The organism is Pseudomonas sp. ChxA, assembly GCF_030263855.1.
GTDB lineage: Bacteria > Pseudomonadota > Gammaproteobacteria > Pseudomonadales > Pseudomonadaceae > Aquipseudomonas > Aquipseudomonas fluorescens_CB.
Genome location: NZ_JARPMK010000001.1, coordinates 1,509,438 through 1,525,717, shown reverse-complemented (window position 1 = coordinate 1,525,717; position 16,280 = coordinate 1,509,438). Strand labels below are relative to the sequence as shown.

Below are 16,280 nucleotides of genomic sequence, written 5' to 3'. Positions count from 1 at the left end.
GCTCTTTATTCGGCTCGCGCCCGCACGTGGATAGCCGCAAAAGGCTCATTCTGGACCAGCTCGACCAAGGATTCCTTGACCAGTTCGAGGATGGCCATAAAAGTCACCACCACTCCCAAGCGCCCTTCTTCCTTGGTAAACAGCTCGACAAACGGCACAAAGCCGCCGCCCTTGAGGCGCTCCAGCACATCGCTCATGCGCTCGCGGGTCGACAGCGCTTCGCGGCTGACCTGGTGGCTTTCAAACATGTCACCACGGCGCAGCACCTCGGCCATGGACATCAGCAATTCTTCCAGGCTTACGTCCGGCAACAGCTTGCGCGCCCGAGCTTCCGGGGCGTCAAGCTTGGGCACCAGCACATCACGGCCCACGCGGCTCAAGCCGTCGATGCCTTCGGCGGCGGCCTTGAAGCGTTCGTATTCTTGCAGGCGGCGGATCAGTTCGGCACGCGGGTCGTCTTCTTCGGCCTCGATGGTCTCGGCGCGCGGCAAGAGCATGCGTGACTTGATCTCGGCGAGCATGGCGGCCATCACCAGGTACTCGGCGGCCAGTTCCAGGCGTACCGACTGCATCAACTCGACATACCCCATGTACTGACGGGTGATCTCCGCTACCGGGATGTCGAGGATATTGATGTTCTGCTTGCGGATCAGGTACAGCAACAAGTCCAGCGGGCCTTCGAAGGCCTCAAGGAAGACTTCCAGCGCATCCGGCGGAATATACAGGTCCAGCGGCATTTCCATGACGGCCTGGCCATAGACCATGGCAAAGGGCAGTTCCTGCTGGGCGCCGGCCTGGGGATCAGCGGTTTCCACGGCCGACATTCAGGCCTCAACCATAAACGGCGTCGGGTCGCCGCAGCCCACGCGCACCACTTCCGGCTCGCCGTCGGCCAGGTTGATCACGGTAGACGCCTTGTTGCCGCCGTAGCCGCCGTCGATGATCAGATCGACGTGTTTTTCCAACAGACGGCGCATCTCGTAAGGGTCGTACAGCGGCTCTTCTTCACCGGGCAAAATCAGCGACACGCTCATCAACGGCTCACCCAGTTCAGCCAGCAATGCCAGGGCAATCGGATGCTCGGGCACACGCAGGCCGATGGTGCGCTTCTTGGGGTGCAGCAACAGGCGCGGCACTTCGCGGGTGGCATTGAGAATAAAGGTGTACGGCCCCGGCGTATGGGCCTTGAGCAGGCGGAAGGTGCCGGTGTCGACTTTGGCGAACAAGCCGAGTTGCGACAAATCGCTGCAGATCAGTGCAAAGTTGTGGTTCTTGTCCAGGTCACGCAGGCGTCTGACCCGTTCAACCGCGCTTTTGTCGCCGATCTGGCAACCAATGGCGTAGGACGAATCAGTCGGGTAGATCACCACGCCACCGGCGCGAATGATCTCCACGGCCTGTTTAATCAGGCGCGCTTGAGGGTTTTCCGGATGAATCTGGAAGAATTGACTCACGTGTTCTACCTGTTCAGACGGTGGCAATAATGGGGTCATGCTTGAATCGCCCCCACAACAGCGGCAAGTCTTCCGGGACTTGGCGGTACTCGCCAATCTCGGACCAGCCGCCTGGGCCATGAAAATCACTGCCGGCGCTGACCAGCAGACCAAATTCGCGGGCAAGAATCGCCAGGCTGCCCACCTGATCAGCGGGTTGATGCCCGTTGACCACTTCGATTGCGTGGCCGCCCGCTCCAATATAGTCGGCAATCAGCTTGCGGCGTTTGCTGCGGGTGAAATCGTAATGCCAGGGATGCGCCAGGCTGACCCAGGCTCCGGAGGCGCGCAATGTGCCGACCGTATCTTCCAGGGTCGGCCAGTGTTGCTTCACATCACCCAACTTGCCGGCGCCCAGCCATTTGCGAAACGCTTCGGCGCGGTCCTTAACAAAACCTTCACGCACCATCCAGTCAGCAAAGTGCGGCCGGGCCGGTGCGTTGCCGCTGTCGCCCAGTTCCTGCTGGACGGCGCGGGCGCCATCAAGGGCATTGGGCATGCCTTTAAGGCTGAGCTTGCGGCTTATTTCTTCGGACCGCAGCCAACGGCCATCGTGCAATTGGGCGATGGCCGCCACTAAAGGCGCAGCGTTTTGATCGAAACCGTAGCCGAGCACATGAATAGTGGCGCCGCCCCAGGTGCAGGACAATTCCACCCCGTTGACCAGTTGCATGCCCAGCGCATGCGCCGCCGTGCGGGCCTCGTCGAGGCCTTCGAGGGTGTCGTGGTCGGTCAACGACAAGACTCGCACGCCTTTTTCAAACGCACGCGCAACCAGTACCGCGGGCGCCAGGGCGCCGTCGGAGGCCGTGCTGTGGCAGTGCAAATCAACATTCACGGGAGTGTGTAACCTCAAGTCAGCTGGCGCTTTCGCTACCAAGGATGTTTGTTATTATGCCGCCACATCCAGCTTCTGGCTCTTACTGTGAAACAATTCATCGACTTCATCCCGCTGTTGCTGTTTTTCATCGTTACCAAACTCGACCCCAGGGTCATTGATATCGCCGGTCACCAGCTCTCGTTCGGGGGCATCTACAGCGCCACCGCCGTGCTGATCGTCAGTTCTATCGTAGTCTACGGCGCCATTTTCATTTCCCAGCGCAAACTGGAAAAAAGCCAATGGCTGACCCTGGTTGCCTGCCTGGTGTTCGGCGGCCTGACCCTGGCCTTTCACAGCGAAACCTTCCTTAAATGGAAAGCGCCGGTGGTGAACTGGCTGTTCGCGCTGGTGTTTATCGGCAGCCACTTCATCGGTGACCGCCTGTTGATCAAGCGCATCATGGGCCATGCGTTGACCCTGCCGGAGCCGGTATGGGTGCGTTTGAACGTGGCCTGGATCGTGTTTTTCCTGTTCTGCGGCGCCGCCAACCTGTTCGTGGCCTTTACCTTCCAGGATTACTGGGTGGACTTTAAAGTCTTCGGCAGCCTGGGCATGACCGTACTGTTCCTGATCGGCCAAGGTATCTACCTGTCGCGCCATCTGCATGACACCGCCCCAACCACGCCGAAAACCGAGGACTGACATGCTCTACGCCATCATTGCCACCGACGTTGCCGATTCGCTGGAAAAACGCCTGAGCGTGCGCCCGGCGCACCTTGAGCGCCTGAAAACCCTGCAAGCCGAAGGCCGCCTCGTGATTGCAGGCCCGCACCCGGCCGTCGACAGCAATGACCCAGGCGCCGCCGGCTTCACCGGTAGCCTGATCATTGCCGAGTTCGCCTCCCTTGCCGACGCAAAGGCCTGGGCCAACGCCGACCCGTACATCGGCGCAGGCGTCTACGCTGATGTAGTGATCAAGCCGTTCAAGCAAGTCCTGCCTTAAGCCCGGCAGCGCTGAACCTAATCGGTTCGGCGCGCTCCTAATTGCTCATTATTCTCGGTAACCTGCCGACAACGTTCTGAATATTCGTGTGGAATCAGGAGTTCCGATGCGCTTACGTCCGTTGTGTCTGTTGGCAGTGTTAATGATCGGGGCGACCGCCCACGCTGAAGAAACCTCGAACACCGGCAGCTCCACGCCCTTGTCCCTGAGTGCCGGTAGCCAGATCACCGAATTGCAGCAACGCTTGAAAGAAAGCGAACGGCTGCGTGAAGAACTGAGTAAACAACTGCAAAGCACAGAGGCCGCCCGTGAAAGCGCTCAACTGAATCGCTTGCGCCAGGAGAACCAACGCCTGGCCCAGCAACTCAAAGAGACACAGGGCGGCGCATTGACCCGCTGGCTGACCGAACAACAACAGTGGTTTGTCACGGGCGCGGCGGTCGCACTGATCGCCTTGCTGTGCGGGATCTTCGCCAGCGGTGGGCACCGTCGCCGTCGACAATGGCTAAATTGAGTGAGTCATGAGCGAGCTGTTACTGATAGATGATGACCAGGAGCTCTGTGAGCTGCTGACCAGTTGGTTGAGCCAGGAAGGTTTCCAGGTGCGCGCTTGCCACGACGGCTTGAGCGCGCGCAAAGCCCTGGCCGAAGCCGCACCCGCCGCTGTTGTGCTTGACGTGATGCTGCCAGATGGCAGCGGCCTGGAGCTGCTCAAGCAATTGCGCAATGACCACCCGGAATTGCCGGTGGTGATGCTCTCGGCCCGTGGCGAACCGCTGGACCGTATCCTCGGCCTGGAACTGGGTGCCGACGATTACCTGGCCAAGCCTTGCGACCCACGCGAGCTGACAGCGCGCCTGCGCGCCGTGCTGCGCCGCAGCCACCCGGCGGCCGTGTCGACGCAAATGGAACTGGGCGATTTGTGCTTCAGCCCGGTGCGCGGCGTGGTCAGCATCGATGAGCAGGAATTCACCCTCACCGTGTCCGAAAGCCGCCTGCTCGAAGCGTTGCTGCGCCAGCCCGGCGAGCCGCTGGACAAGCAGGAACTGGCGCAGATCGCCCTGGGCCGCAAGCTCACCCTTTACGATCGCAGCCTGGACATGCACGTGAGCAACCTGCGCAAAAAGATCGGCCCACACCCGGATGGCCGTCCACGGATCGTGGCGCTGCGCAGCCGCGGCTACTACTACAGCCTCTAAAGATCGTTCCCACGCAGAGCGGGGGAACGATGAATTACTCTGTGGGAGCTGGCTTGCCTGCGATAGCGCAGGGTCAGCTTGCATCTATGTAGCTGACCCGCCGCATTCGCAGGCAAGCCTGCTCCCACACTTGATCGCATCAATCCAACAGTTTTGTCAGTTCACATCAAAACCCTCTTTACCCAAGCTTTACCCTCCCCTGACCGCCGCTGACCTTGCGCTGCGTAACCTACTCACATCCGGACTCACCGGAATAGAGACAGGAGAATCACCATGCGCAAGACCCTTATCGCTCTGATGTTCGCCGCTGCCCTGCCAACCATCGCCATGGCTGCAGCGCCAGAAGGCCCAGGCCCGATGGGTGGCCCTGAAGGCCATATGATGGGTGGCCCTGGCCACGGCGGTGAACACGGTCCGCGTGGCAAAGGCGGCCCCTTCAGCCAGCTCGACCTGAGCCGCGAACAGCGCGAGCAAATCGGCAAGCTGATGGGCGAACAATGGCACGGCCGCAAAGAGATCGTGCGCAAATACCTGGACAAGCTGCCAGCCGCCGACCAGCAGGCCATGAAGAACGAAATGGCCGCCGCCAAGCAGAAAACCCAGGCTGACATCCGTGCCGTGCTCAAACCCGATCAACAGAAGAAATTCGACGAGATCGTCAAGAAGCAAGCCGAGCGCCGCGCCGAGTGGAAGGAATTCCAGGCCTGGAAAGCGCAACAGCCGCAAAAAGCGCAATAATGCTCTAGCGTTACCTCCCCAGCCCAGTGGTTCGCGCCGCTGGGCTTTTCTTGCTTGAGGGTTTCCTGTGCGTTCATTGTTCTGGCGCATCCTGGCCAGTTTCTGGCTGGCCATCGCCTTGGTTGCCGGGCTGTCGATCCTGCTTGGGCACATGCTTAACCAGGATGCCTGGATTCTCAGCCGTCATCCCGGCCTCAACAACCTGGCGCAAGAGTGGACGCAACTCTACGAAGCCCAAGGTGAGGACGCCGCCCAGGATTTGCTGCAACAGCGCAAACGCCAGTACCACATCGACGTGCAGGTACTCAACGAAAGCGGCGACCCGGTGGTACGCGGCACGTTCCCGCGTCGCGCCGCCGCCTTCGAAGCCCGCCAGAATGACAACCAGGACAGCCACCTGCCCTGGCGCCGCCTGACCGCCGAGTACACCAGTGAAAAAACCGGGGACACGTACCTGCTGATCTACCGCATCCCCAACCCGGAACTGGAAGCCTGGCACCGCAGCAGCCTTTTGTGGCCGTTGAGCGCGCTGGCGATTGCCCTGGTGGTGCTGACGTTGTTCAGCCTGCTGGTGACCTTGTCCATTACCCGCCCACTCAGTCGCCTGCGCGGCGCGGTGCATGACCTGGGCCAGACCACCTATCAGCAAAACAGCCTGGCGCAACTGGCCAACCGCCGCGATGAGTTCGGCGTGCTCGCCACCGACTTCAACCGCATGGGCGCGCGCCTGCAAAGCCTGATCGGCAGCCAGCGCCAGTTGCTGCGCGATGTGTCCCACGAACTGCGCTCACCGCTGGCCCGCCTGCGCATCGCCCTGGCCCTGGCCGAACGTGCCAGCCCCGAAGAACGCGAACGGCTGTGGCCGCGCCTGACCCGCGAGTGCGACCGTCTGGAAGCGCTGATCAGCGAGATTCTGGTGCTGGCCCGCGTGGATGCCGACAACGCCAGCGCCGAAGACGTCGACCTCACCCCACTGCTCAAGACCTTGCAAAAGGATGCCCAACTCAGTGCGCCGGAACAGGTGGTGCAACTGAGCGCCGGGCCTGAGTTGCACCTCAAGGGTTGGCCGACCATGATCGAGCGCGCCGTGGACAACCTGCTGCGTAACGCCCAGCGCTTTAACCCCGTGGGCCAGCCGATCGAACTAAGCGCCCAGCACCAGGGCGAGCGCATCCTGATCAGCGTGCGCGACCACGGCCCCGGCGTTGAAGCCGAACACCTGAGCCAACTCGGCGAGCCGTTTTATCGCGCGCCCGGCCAAGCCGCCCAAGGCCACGGGCTGGGCCTGGCGATTGCCCGTCGCGCCGCCGAACGCCATGGCGGCAGCCTGATCCTGGGCAATCACCCGGACGGCGGTTTTATCGCCAGCATCGACTTGCCGTTGGAGCCGGGAGTGGTCACAGCCGTGTGAGGATCTTCTATAGTGGCCCTTCTCTAACGGAGGGCCTTTGATGACTGACCTGCTGACACCCATCCAAGCCGCACTCGATTTACCGCAAACCCCGCTGACGTTTACCGAGGCCGGCGCCCTGCCCTCGACCTTTGCCGTGACCGAACTGGCCAGCGCCAGCCTCGGCGCTGCCGGCCAGGCGGTTGCTCAACTTATCCAGCAACAAACCGGGCGCTTGCCCAGCGTGAGCGTGGACCGGCGCCTCGCCTCCTTCTGGTTCTCCTCCTCGATTCGCCCGGTGGGCTGGCAAGTGCCACCGCTGTGGGACCCGGTGGCCGGCGACTACGCCAGCGCCGACGGCTGGATCCGTTTGCACACTAATGCGCCCCATCACCGTGCCGCCGCCGAGCGCGTACTGGGCAAGGCCAATGACCGCGCCGAGATGGCCAGTAAAGTCGCCACTTGGAACGCCGCCGAACTGGAACAGGCGATCGTCGATGCCGGCGGTTGCGCGGCGCAGATGCGCACATGGCAGGCCTGGCAAACCCATCCGCAAGGGTTGGCGGTGAACGCCGAGGCATTGGTGCAGCGCCAGACCTTCGACACCCCCTGCGACAAACCTTGGCTCGGCTCGGTGACACGCCCACTGGCAGGCATCAAGGTGCTGGATTTGACCCGTGTGTTGGCCGGCCCCGTGGCCAGCCGTTTTCTCGCAGGCTTGGGCGCAGATGTACTGCGCATCGACTCGCCGACCTGGAACGAGCCCGGTGTAGTACCGGAAATGACCCTGGGCAAACGCTGCGCACGCCTGGACCTTAAAACTGCCGAAGACCGCCAGGTGTTCGAAAGCCTGCTCAAAGATGCCGATATCCTGTTCCACGGCTACCGCGCCGACGCACTGGAGCAACTGGGCTACACCGCCACTGAACTGCAAAACCTCGCCCCCGGCCTGATCGACGTAAGCCTCAACGCCTACGGCTGGAGCGGCCCATGGCGTAACCGGCGCGGCTTCGACAGCCTGGTGCAGATGAGCAGCGGGATTGCCGACGCCGGCATGGCCTGGAAACAGGCGGATAAACCGGTGCCGCTGCCGTTGCAGGCGCTGGATCATGGGACCGGGTATTTGATGGCGGCCAGTGCGATTCAAGCGTTGAGTGAGCGGCTGAAAACCGGCCGTGGTGGTTCGGCGCGCTTGTCATTGGCGCGCACGGCGAAGTTGCTGGTGGACGCCGGGCAAGTGCCCGAGCAGCCGGCGTTGCGGGCAGAAGAACCGGGCGATCAGGGCTTGGTGGTGGAGCAGACGGCCTGGGGCCAGGCGCACCGTTTGCTGGCGCCGGTGAGCATCAGTGGCACGCCGTTGCAGTGGGATTTGCCCGCCGGGGAATTGGGCTCGCACCGGGCTCAGTGGTGATTTGAGATCGCTATCGCAGGCAAGCCAGCTCCCACATTGGATGTGTGAACACCGTCAAATATGGGAGCTGGCTCTTACACTTGAAAGTGTGAACACAGTCGAATGTGGGAGCTGGCTCTCACACTTGAAAGTGTGAACACAGTCGAATGTGGGAGCTGGCTTGCCTGCGATGAGGCCCTAAAAGACGTCATCAATCCATTCTGCTCAACGACGTCCACAAATGCTGCGCCGCATACGCCCTTAAAGGCCGCCACGCCTCGGCACGGGCCAACAACTGCCGCGCCGACACCGGCCCACCTTCCAGCGCCGCCAGTGCGTTGATCAAGCCAATATCCCCCGACGCAAACGCATCCGGCTCACGCAACTGACGCATGGCGATGTACTGCGCGGTCCAGTCGCCGATTCCCGGCAAGGCTACCAGCCGCGCAATGCCGTCCTTGAGGCTGGCCTTGGGCTCAAACACCTTTGGATCATCCAGCAACGCCTGAGCCACACCCGACAAGGTACGGCCCCGCGCCTTGGGCATGCCCAAGGTCGCCAGGTCCGCCGCCGCCAAGGCTTCGGCAACCGGAAACACATGGGTAATACCGGCATACGGCGTGTGTAGCGGCTGGCCGTACTGCGCCACCAACTTACCCGCCAGGCGAATAGCGGCGGCCACCGTAATCTGCTGGCCCAGCACGGCGCGAATCGCCAGTTCCAAACCGTCCCACGTCCCCGGCACACGCAGGCCAGGGCGGGCAGCCACCAGTTGTGCCATCAACGGGTCGGCGGCCAGTTGCGCATTGATCAACCGAGGCCGGGCGTCCAGATCGAACATCGCCCGCAGGCGCCGCTCGATCTCAGGCAGCGCCGCCGTGTCGGGAAACTCGACGCCCACCTCCAGCCAATCGCCCGCGCCCGGCGCCACGCTGATCCAGCCGTGCAGCCCGTTCACGCTGATGCTGCGCCGGTACACGCCCGCCTCCACGGTCTCCAGCCCGGTGATGGCCCGCGCCGATAAAAAACCCAGCATTGCCGCCCAGTCATAGGGCGGCTCATACGCCAATCTCACAACGACAACACCCCGCTATACAGCCCATAAGCCGCCAGCCCCGCGCCCGCGATCACGCAGCTGAAAATGCCTTTTTCCATGTGCGTAAACAAGGGCTGGCCCTGTTCGCGCTTGGCCAGGGCAAACAGGATCACGCCGGGCGCATACAACAATGCCGAGAGCAGCAGGTACTTCAAGCCACCGGCGTACAGCAGCCAGACGGCATAGCCAAGAGCGATCAGGCCGACCAGCAAATCCTTATAACGCTGGCGCTGGGCACCGGCATAGGTTTCGCCGCGCCCGCTCAACAGCACCGCATAGGCCGCCGACCACAGGTACGGCACCAGGATCATCGACGAGGCCAGGTAAATCAGGGTGGTGTAGGTGCTGTGGGAAAACAGCGTGATCACCAGGAACACCTGGATCATCACGTTGGTCAGCCACAGCGCGTTGACCGGCACCCGGTTGGGGTTTTCCTTTTTCAGGAAGGCCGGCATGGTTTTGTCATGGGCGGTGGCGTAGAGGATTTCCGCACACAGCAGCGCCCATGACAGCAAGGCGCCGAGCAACGACACGGCCAACCCGATGCTGATCGCCATCGCGCCCCACGGCCCGACGATATGTTCCAGCACACCCGCCAGTGAAGGGTTTTGCAATTGCGCCAGCTCCGGCTGGCTCATGATGCCCAGGGACAGCACATTCACCAGCACCAACAGCGCCAGCACGCCAAGAAAACCGATCACGGTGGCGCGGCCCACGTCCGAGCGCTTCTCGGCGCGCGCCGAATACACGCTGGCGCCCTCGATGCCGATAAACACGAACACGGTGACCAGCATCATGTTGCGCACCTGATCGACCACGCTGCCAAATTGCGGGTTGCCCAGGCCCCAGATATCGCGGGTGAAAATATCCGCCTTGAACGCCACGGCGGCGATCACGATAAACATCAGCAACGGCACGATCTTCGCCACGGTGGTGATCTGGTTGATGAACGCCGCCTCCTTGATGCCGCGCAGCACCAGAAAATGCACGGCCCACAGCAGCAGCGAGGCGCAGCCGATGGCGACTGGTGTATTGCCTTGGCCGAATACCGGGAAAAAGTAGCCGAGGGTGCTGAACAGCAACACGAAGTAACCGACGTTGCCCATCCACGCACTGATCCAATAACCCCAGGCCGACGAAAACCCCATGTAGTCACCGAACCCGGCCTTGGCATAGGCGTACACGCCGGAATCCAGTTCGGGTTTGCGATTGGCCAGGGTCTGGAACACAAACGCCAGGGTGAGCATGCCGACGGCGGTGATTGCCCAGCCGATCAGCACCGCGCCCACTTCGGCGCGTGCGGCCATGTTCTGCGGCAGTGAGAAAATCCCGCCGCCGATCATCGAACCCACCACCAGGGCAATCAACGCGCTGAGACGCAGTTTCTCGGCCGGTTGGGACATGAAAACTCCTGAAATAAAATAGTTTGAGATAACACGCGTGCACTCAACTAATTAACTCAGCGAGTGTAGCGTTTATTAAAGACCGCGATAAAACCGCCACGCTCATAACGCAATGGCATGACAATTTATAAAGTTTAGGCTTATTTAGAATTTAAATAGAGCAGGCACTTTGCCAGTTTGTGCAGCTCTAGACACTTAATTGAGAAAAGTTTGCACATTCTGCAAAACGGGCTAGCGTCAAACGTCCATACCTCGGACTAAATGATTAATCAAAACGCAGGAGCCGCTCTGGACAGCGCCTTTGCGGGGCAAACTATTGCCTCGGGATTTTACCCCTAAGTCATTAATTCACAATGGAATGTGCCAATGAAGTGATCTGAGTCAGCTGTTTGATTAGCGCACGGAATTATTCTGTGGTCTCTCTTCTCCTGCATTGGAGTCATGCAATGTCTGAAACTCCCGGAAAACTTCGACTCGGCGCACTGGTTGCGCTGGTCGTGGGCTCAATGATTGGTGGCGGGATCTTCTCACTGCCGCAAAACATGGCCGCCAGCGCCGATGTCGGCGCGGTGTTGATCGGCTGGGTCATTACCGCCATCGGCATGCTCACCCTCGCTTTCGTGTTCCAGACCCTGGCCAACCGCAAGCCTGACCTCGACGGCGGCGTGTACGCCTACGCCAAGGCCGGATTCGGCGACTACATGGGCTTCTCATCGGCGTGGGGTTACTGGATCAGCGCCTGGCTGGGCAACGTCGGATACTTCGTGTTGCTGTTCAGCACCCTCGGTTACTTCTTCCCCATCTTCGGCGAAGGCAACACGCCAGCGGCGGTAATCGGCGCCTCGGTGCTGCTGTGGGCCGTGCATTTTCTGGTACTGCGCGGGATCAAGGAAGCAGCCTTCATCAACCTGGTGACCACCGTCGCCAAAGTGGTGCCGCTGGTGCTGTTTGTATTGATCGCGCTGTTCGCGTTCAAGCTGGACATTTTCACCGCCGATATCTGGGGCGTGAAAAACCCCGACCTGGGCAGCGTGATGAACCAGGTGCGCAACATGATGCTGGTCACCGTGTGGGTGTTTATCGGCATCGAAGGCGCGAGCATCTTCTCGTCCCGTGCAGAAAAACGCAGCGACGTCGGCAAGGCCACCGTGATCGGTTTTATCACCGTGCTGCTGTTTCTGATGCTGGTGAACGTGCTGTCCCTGGGCATCATGACCCAACCGGAACTGGCCAAACTGCAGAACCCTTCGATGGCTGCCGTGCTGGAGCATGTGGTGGGCCACTGGGGCGCGGTGTTGATCAGCGTCGGCTTGATCATCTCGCTGTTGGGTGCGCTGCTGTCATGGGTGCTGCTGTGTGCGGAGATCATGTTCGCCGCCGCCAAGGACCACACCATGCCGGAGTTCCTGCGTAAGGAAAACGCCAACCACGTGCCGGTCAATGCCCTGTGGCTGACCAATGCGATGGTGCAGGTATTCCTGGTCATCACGCTGTTCTCGGCCAGCACTTACCTGTCGCTGATCTACCTCGCCACCTCGATGATCCTGGTGCCTTACCTGTGGTCGGCGGCGTATGCGCTGCTGCTGGCGGTGCGCGGCGAGACCTACGAAAACGCCCTGCGCGAGCGCAAGAAAGACCTGTTCATCGGCGCCATCGCCCTGATCTACGCGGTCTGGCTGCTCTACGCCGGCGGCACCAAATACCTGCTGCTGTCCGCCCTGCTCTATGCACCCGGCGCAATCCTGTTCGCCAAGGCCAAGCATGAACTGGGCAAACCGATTTTCACCAACGTTGAGAAGCTGATTTTTGCCGCAGTTGTCATTGGCGCCCTGGTGGCTGCCTATGGCCTCTACGACGGCTTCCTGACTCTGTAATTCTGACTGGAGGATCTGTAATGACCACGGAAAAAGTGAAGTACGGCGTACATTCCGAAGCCGGCAAACTGCGCAAAGTCATGGTGTGTTCCCCAGGTTTGGCCCACCAGCGGCTGACCCCCAACAACTGCGACGAACTGCTGTTCGATGACGTGTTGTGGGTGGCCCAGGCCAAGCGCGACCACTTCGACTTCGTGACCAAGATGCGCGAGCGGGACATTGATGTGCTGGAAATGCACAACCTGCTGACCGATATCGTCGCCATCCCCGAAGCGCTGGACTGGATCCTGGAACGCAAGATCACCGCCAACACCGTTGGCCTGGGCCTGGTCGCTGAAGTCGGCTCGTGGCTGCGCAGCCTGGAGCCGCGCAAAATCAGCGAGTACCTGATTGGCGGCGTGTCGGCCGATGACCTGCCGAGCAGCTTCGGTGGCAAGACCATCGAGATGTTCCGCGACTTCCTCGGCCACTCAAGCTTCATCCTGCCGCCGCTGCCGAACACCCAGTTCACCCGCGACACCACCTGCTGGATCTACGGCGGCGTGACGCTCAACCCGATGTACTGGCCGGCGCGACGTCAGGAAACCCTGTTGGCCAGCGCCATCTACAAATTCCACCCCGAGTTCACCAACGCCGACTTCCAGATCTGGTACGGCGACCCCGACCAGGAACACGGGGCCGCCACACTCGAAGGCGGCGACGTGATGCCGATTGGCAATGGCGTAGTGTTGATCGGCATGGGTGAGCGCTCTTCGCACCAGGCCATTGGCCAACTGGCGCGCAACCTGTTCAAGAACAAAGCCGTGGAACGCGTGATCGTCGCCGGCCTGCCGAAATCCCGCGCGGCGATGCACCTGGATACGGTGTTCAGCTTCTGCGACCGCGACCTGGTGACCATCTTCCCCGAAGTGGTCAACCAGATCGTGCCCTTCACCCTGCGCCCGGATGAAAGCAAGCCGCACGGCATCGACATCCAGCGCGAGAAAACCAACTTCCTCGAAACCGTGGCCGCAGCCCTCAACCTCAAAGCACTGCGTGTGGTCGAGACCGGCGGCAACAGCTTCGCTGCCGAACGCGAGCAATGGGATGACGGCAACAACGTGGTGGCCGTGGAGCCCGGCGTGGTGATCGGCTACGACCGCAACACCTACACCAACACCTTGCTGCGCAAGGCCGGTGTGGAAGTCATCACCATCAGCGCCGGTGAACTGGGCCGAGGCCGTGGCGGCGGCCACTGCATGACCTGCCCGATCATCCGCGACCCCATCGACTATTAATTTTTTGGCCTTGGCCGCTGCTTATCCAGCAGCGGCCAGGGGGATAACCGAAACCTAAGGAGATCCATCATGGCTTTCAACATGCGCAACCGCAGCCTGCTGTCGCTGATGCACCACACCACCCGCGAGCTGCACTACCTGCTGGACCTGTCCCGCGACCTCAAACGCGCCAAGTACACCGGCACCGAGCGTCCGCACCTGCAGGGCAAGAACATCGCGCTGATCTTCGAAAAAACCTCGACTCGCACCCGTTGCGCGTTCGAAGTGGCGGCCCATGACCAAGGCGCCCACGTCACCTACATTGACCCGGTGTCGTCGCAGATCGGCCACAAAGAAAGCATGAAAGACACCGCCCGCGTCTTGGGCCGCATGTTCGATGCCATCGAGTACCGTGGCTTTGAACAGGAAATCGTCGAAGAGCTGGCCAAGTTCGCTGGTGTGCCGGTATTCAACGGCCTCACCGCCGAATTCCACCCGACCCAAATGATCGCCGACACCCTGACCATGCGCGAGCACAGCGACAAGCCGCTGCATGACATCAGCTACGCGTACCTGGGCGACGCACGTTACAACATGGGCAACTCGTTGCTGATGATCGGCGCCAAACTGGGCATGGACGTGCGCATCGGCGCGCCGAAAGCGCTGTGGCCACACGAAGACTTCATCAAGCAGTGCCAGGCGTTTGCCGAAGAAAGCGGCGCGCGCATCACCATCACCGAAAACCCGAAAGAAGCCGTGAAAGGCGTGGACTTCATCCACACCGATATCTGGGTGTCGATGGGTGAGCCGGTGGAGGCATGGGACGAGCGTATCGAGCAACTGCTGCCGTACCAGGTCAACGCCAAAATGATGAAAGCCTCGGGCAACCCGCGTGTGAAATTCATGCACTGCCTGCCGGCATTCCATAACAGCGAGACCAAAGTGGGCAAGGACATCGCCGCGCGTTATCCGAACCTGGCCAATGGTGTGGAAGTGACTGAGGAAGTGTTCGAGTCGCCGGCCAACATCGCGTTTGAGCAGGCGGAAAACCGCATGCATACCATCAAGGCGATTCTGGTGTCGGCGCTGGCGGATATCTAACCCATCAAGCTGGTAATGCGCTCCCATGTGGGAGTCGGGCTTGCCCGCGATGGCGGTATACCTGATCCACCGCTATCGCAGGCAAGCCAGCTCCCACATGAACCGCGTTCCTTCAGCCACGCTTTTAGAAGGACATTTTTATGCGCATCGTCGTAGCCCTGGGCGGCAACGCCCTGCTCCGCCGTGGTGAACCCATGACGGCGGACAACCAACGCGCCAATATCCGCATCGCCACCGAACAAATCGCCAAAATCCACCCGGGCAACGAATTGGTGATCGCCCACGGCAATGGCCCGCAAGTCGGCCTGCTGTCGTTGCAGGCAGCGGCTTACACCCAGGTTTCGCCCTACCCGCTGGACGTGCTCGGCGCCGAGACCGAAGGCATGATCGGCTACATCATCGAACAGGAGCTGGGCAACCTGCTGGACTTCGAGGTGCCGTTCGCCACCTTGCTCACCCAAGTGGAAGTCGACGCCAAAGACCCGGCCTTCCAGAACCCGACCAAGCCCATCGGCCCGGTGTACTCCAAGGCCGAAGCCGAGAAACTTGCCGCTGAAAAAGGCTGGGCCATCGCGCCCGATGGCGACAAATACCGTCGTGTGGTGGCCAGCCCACGCCCCAAACGCATCTTTGAAATCCGCCCGATCAAATGGCTGCTGGAAAAACGCGCCATTGTGATCTGCGCCGGTGGTGGCGGCATCCCGACGATGTATGGCGACGACGGCAAGCTGCGCGGCATTGAAGCGGTGATCGACAAAGACCTGTGCTCATCCTTGCTGGCCTCGCAACTGGACGCCGATTTGCTGGTGATCGCCACCGACGTCAATGCGGCTTTTATCGACTTCGGCAAGCCGACCCAAAAGGCCATCGGCCAGGCCCATCCCGACGACATGGAGAAGCTCGGCTTCGCCGCCGGCTCCATGGGGCCGAAGGTGCAAGCCGCCTGCGAGTTCGCCCGCCAGACTGGCAAAACTGCCGTCATCGGTTCACTCTCGGACATCGAAGCCATCGTCCAGGGCAGCGCCGGCACGCGCATCAGCACGGCAAAACCTGGCATCACCTACCTGTGAAGTAGAGGAGAAACGCCTATGGCCACCTTTGAACCCGGTCACCTGCACATCGAACGCCACGCGCTCAACAAGGAGGACTACAGCTACAACCTGTGCATCGACTACGAGGTCAGCCAGGATCCAAAGGAAGGCAAGGGAATGCTCTTCAAGCTGCACGGCTCGGTGCAGGGCAAGGACCTCAAGGAGGAATTCTTTTTACCCAAGGACCAGGCCTTCGACTTTGCCCGGCATGCGATGAACATCGCGCAGAAATATGGAATGCCGAAGGTTGCGACGCTTAACGGCCAGATGCATAAGCAATACGACTTGATGTTTGAAGATGTACGGCATCAGCTGGATGTGAAGCCTGGCGATCCGGTCAAGCCCGAGCACCTGGAGTAACAACCCCGTAAGTCCAATGTGGGAGCTGGCTTGTGTGGGAGCTGGCTTGCCTGCGATGCGGTCACC

General features: G+C 61.0%; 17 protein-coding genes. 12 read left to right on the top strand and 5 right to left on the bottom strand.

Annotated features, from left to right (window positions below):
* Positions 1 to 5: 5 nt before the first annotated feature.
* From P5706_RS06755 to P5706_RS06745, 3 genes are read right to left on the bottom strand one after another with little or no spacing between them, the layout of a single operon-like run.
* Positions 6 to 824, bottom strand: a complete 819-nt coding sequence (locus P5706_RS06755) for a segregation and condensation protein A (protein ID WP_056858606.1) — start codon at positions 822 to 824, stop codon at positions 6 to 8.
* Positions 825 to 1,454, bottom strand: coding sequence for an L-threonylcarbamoyladenylate synthase (locus tag P5706_RS06750; RefSeq protein WP_017139161.1), 630 nt, complete (start codon positions 1,452 to 1,454; stop codon positions 825 to 827).
* A gap of 13 nt (positions 1,455 to 1,467) precedes the next feature.
* On the bottom strand, positions 1,468 to 2,331 hold the full coding sequence (locus P5706_RS06745) for a PHP domain-containing protein (RefSeq protein ID WP_200433844.1): 864 nt from the start codon (positions 2,329 to 2,331) through the stop codon (positions 1,468 to 1,470).
* An 87-nt stretch (positions 2,332 to 2,418) separates the two neighbouring features.
* Between P5706_RS06745 and P5706_RS06740 the strand changes: the two genes are divergently transcribed.
* From P5706_RS06740 to P5706_RS06710, 7 genes are all read left to right on the top strand, one after another.
* Positions 2,419 to 3,015, top strand: coding sequence for a septation protein A (locus P5706_RS06740; RefSeq protein WP_099486471.1), 597 nt, complete (start codon positions 2,419 to 2,421; stop codon positions 3,013 to 3,015).
* A 1-nt stretch (position 3,016) separates the two neighbouring features.
* Positions 3,017 to 3,316 carry a YciI family protein gene (locus P5706_RS06735; RefSeq protein ID WP_138814082.1) on the top strand — a complete coding sequence of 100 codons (300 nt, stop codon included), beginning with the start codon at positions 3,017 to 3,019 and terminating at the stop codon, positions 3,314 to 3,316.
* A 106-nt stretch (positions 3,317 to 3,422) separates the two neighbouring features.
* Positions 3,423 to 3,830, top strand: a complete 408-nt coding sequence (locus P5706_RS06730) for an SH3 domain-containing protein (RefSeq protein ID WP_200433843.1) — start codon at positions 3,423 to 3,425, stop codon at positions 3,828 to 3,830.
* 7 nt (positions 3,831 to 3,837) lie between these two features.
* Positions 3,838 to 4,515: a response regulator transcription factor gene (locus P5706_RS06725; protein WP_056858601.1), complete on the top strand. Its 678-nt coding sequence runs from the start codon at positions 3,838 to 3,840 to the stop codon at positions 4,513 to 4,515.
* 273 nt (positions 4,516 to 4,788) lie between these two features.
* Complete coding sequence (locus tag P5706_RS06720) at positions 4,789 to 5,253, top strand: LTXXQ domain protein (protein WP_200433842.1); 465 nt, start codon at positions 4,789 to 4,791, stop codon at positions 5,251 to 5,253.
* Positions 5,254 to 5,320: 67 nt separating this feature from the next.
* Positions 5,321 to 6,664: a sensor histidine kinase gene (locus tag P5706_RS06715; protein ID WP_200433841.1), complete on the top strand. Its 1,344-nt coding sequence runs from the start codon at positions 5,321 to 5,323 to the stop codon at positions 6,662 to 6,664.
* A gap of 40 nt (positions 6,665 to 6,704) precedes the next feature.
* The gene (locus P5706_RS06710; protein ID WP_285678820.1) at positions 6,705 to 8,054 is read left to right on the top strand and encodes a CoA transferase; all 1,350 of its coding nucleotides are present in this window, start codon (positions 6,705 to 6,707) and stop codon (positions 8,052 to 8,054) included.
* 190 nt (positions 8,055 to 8,244) lie between these two features.
* Here the strand turns inward: P5706_RS06710 and P5706_RS06705 are convergent, their stop codons facing one another.
* Both P5706_RS06705 and arcD (P5706_RS06700) read right to left on the bottom strand, forming a co-directional pair.
* Positions 8,245 to 9,108 carry a DNA-3-methyladenine glycosylase family protein gene (locus P5706_RS06705; RefSeq protein WP_285678819.1) on the bottom strand — a complete coding sequence of 288 codons (864 nt, stop codon included), beginning with the start codon at positions 9,106 to 9,108 and terminating at the stop codon, positions 8,245 to 8,247.
* The gene (gene arcD / locus P5706_RS06700) at positions 9,105 to 10,532 is read right to left on the bottom strand and encodes an arginine-ornithine antiporter (RefSeq protein WP_065930455.1); all 1,428 of its coding nucleotides are present in this window, start codon (positions 10,530 to 10,532) and stop codon (positions 9,105 to 9,107) included. The genes P5706_RS06705 and arcD (P5706_RS06700) overlap by 4 nt, the downstream gene beginning before the upstream one ends.
* A 446-nt stretch (positions 10,533 to 10,978) precedes the next feature.
* On the opposite strand from arcD (P5706_RS06700), the gene arcD (P5706_RS06695) reads away from it, so the two are divergent.
* The 5 genes from arcD (P5706_RS06695) (at position 10,979) to P5706_RS06675 (ending at position 16,214) form a co-directional block, all read left to right on the top strand.
* Positions 10,979 to 12,406 carry an arginine-ornithine antiporter gene (gene arcD / locus P5706_RS06695; protein ID WP_110621409.1) on the top strand — a complete coding sequence of 476 codons (1,428 nt, stop codon included), beginning with the start codon at positions 10,979 to 10,981 and terminating at the stop codon, positions 12,404 to 12,406.
* A 20-nt stretch (positions 12,407 to 12,426) separates the two neighbouring features.
* A complete protein-coding gene (gene arcA / locus P5706_RS06690) occupies positions 12,427 to 13,683 on the top strand; it encodes an arginine deiminase (RefSeq protein WP_200433837.1) in 1,257 nt (418 codons plus the stop codon).
* Positions 13,684 to 13,752: 69 nt separating this feature from the next.
* Positions 13,753 to 14,763 carry an ornithine carbamoyltransferase gene (locus tag P5706_RS06685; RefSeq protein ID WP_285678818.1) on the top strand — a complete coding sequence of 337 codons (1,011 nt, stop codon included), beginning with the start codon at positions 13,753 to 13,755 and terminating at the stop codon, positions 14,761 to 14,763.
* A gap of 140 nt (positions 14,764 to 14,903) precedes the next feature.
* Complete coding sequence (gene arcC / locus P5706_RS06680) at positions 14,904 to 15,833, top strand: carbamate kinase (RefSeq protein WP_200433836.1); 930 nt, start codon at positions 14,904 to 14,906, stop codon at positions 15,831 to 15,833.
* 18 nt (positions 15,834 to 15,851) lie between these two features.
* The gene (locus P5706_RS06675) at positions 15,852 to 16,214 is read left to right on the top strand and encodes a DUF5064 family protein (protein WP_138814074.1); all 363 of its coding nucleotides are present in this window, start codon (positions 15,852 to 15,854) and stop codon (positions 16,212 to 16,214) included.
* Positions 16,215 to 16,280 lie beyond the last annotated feature (66 nt).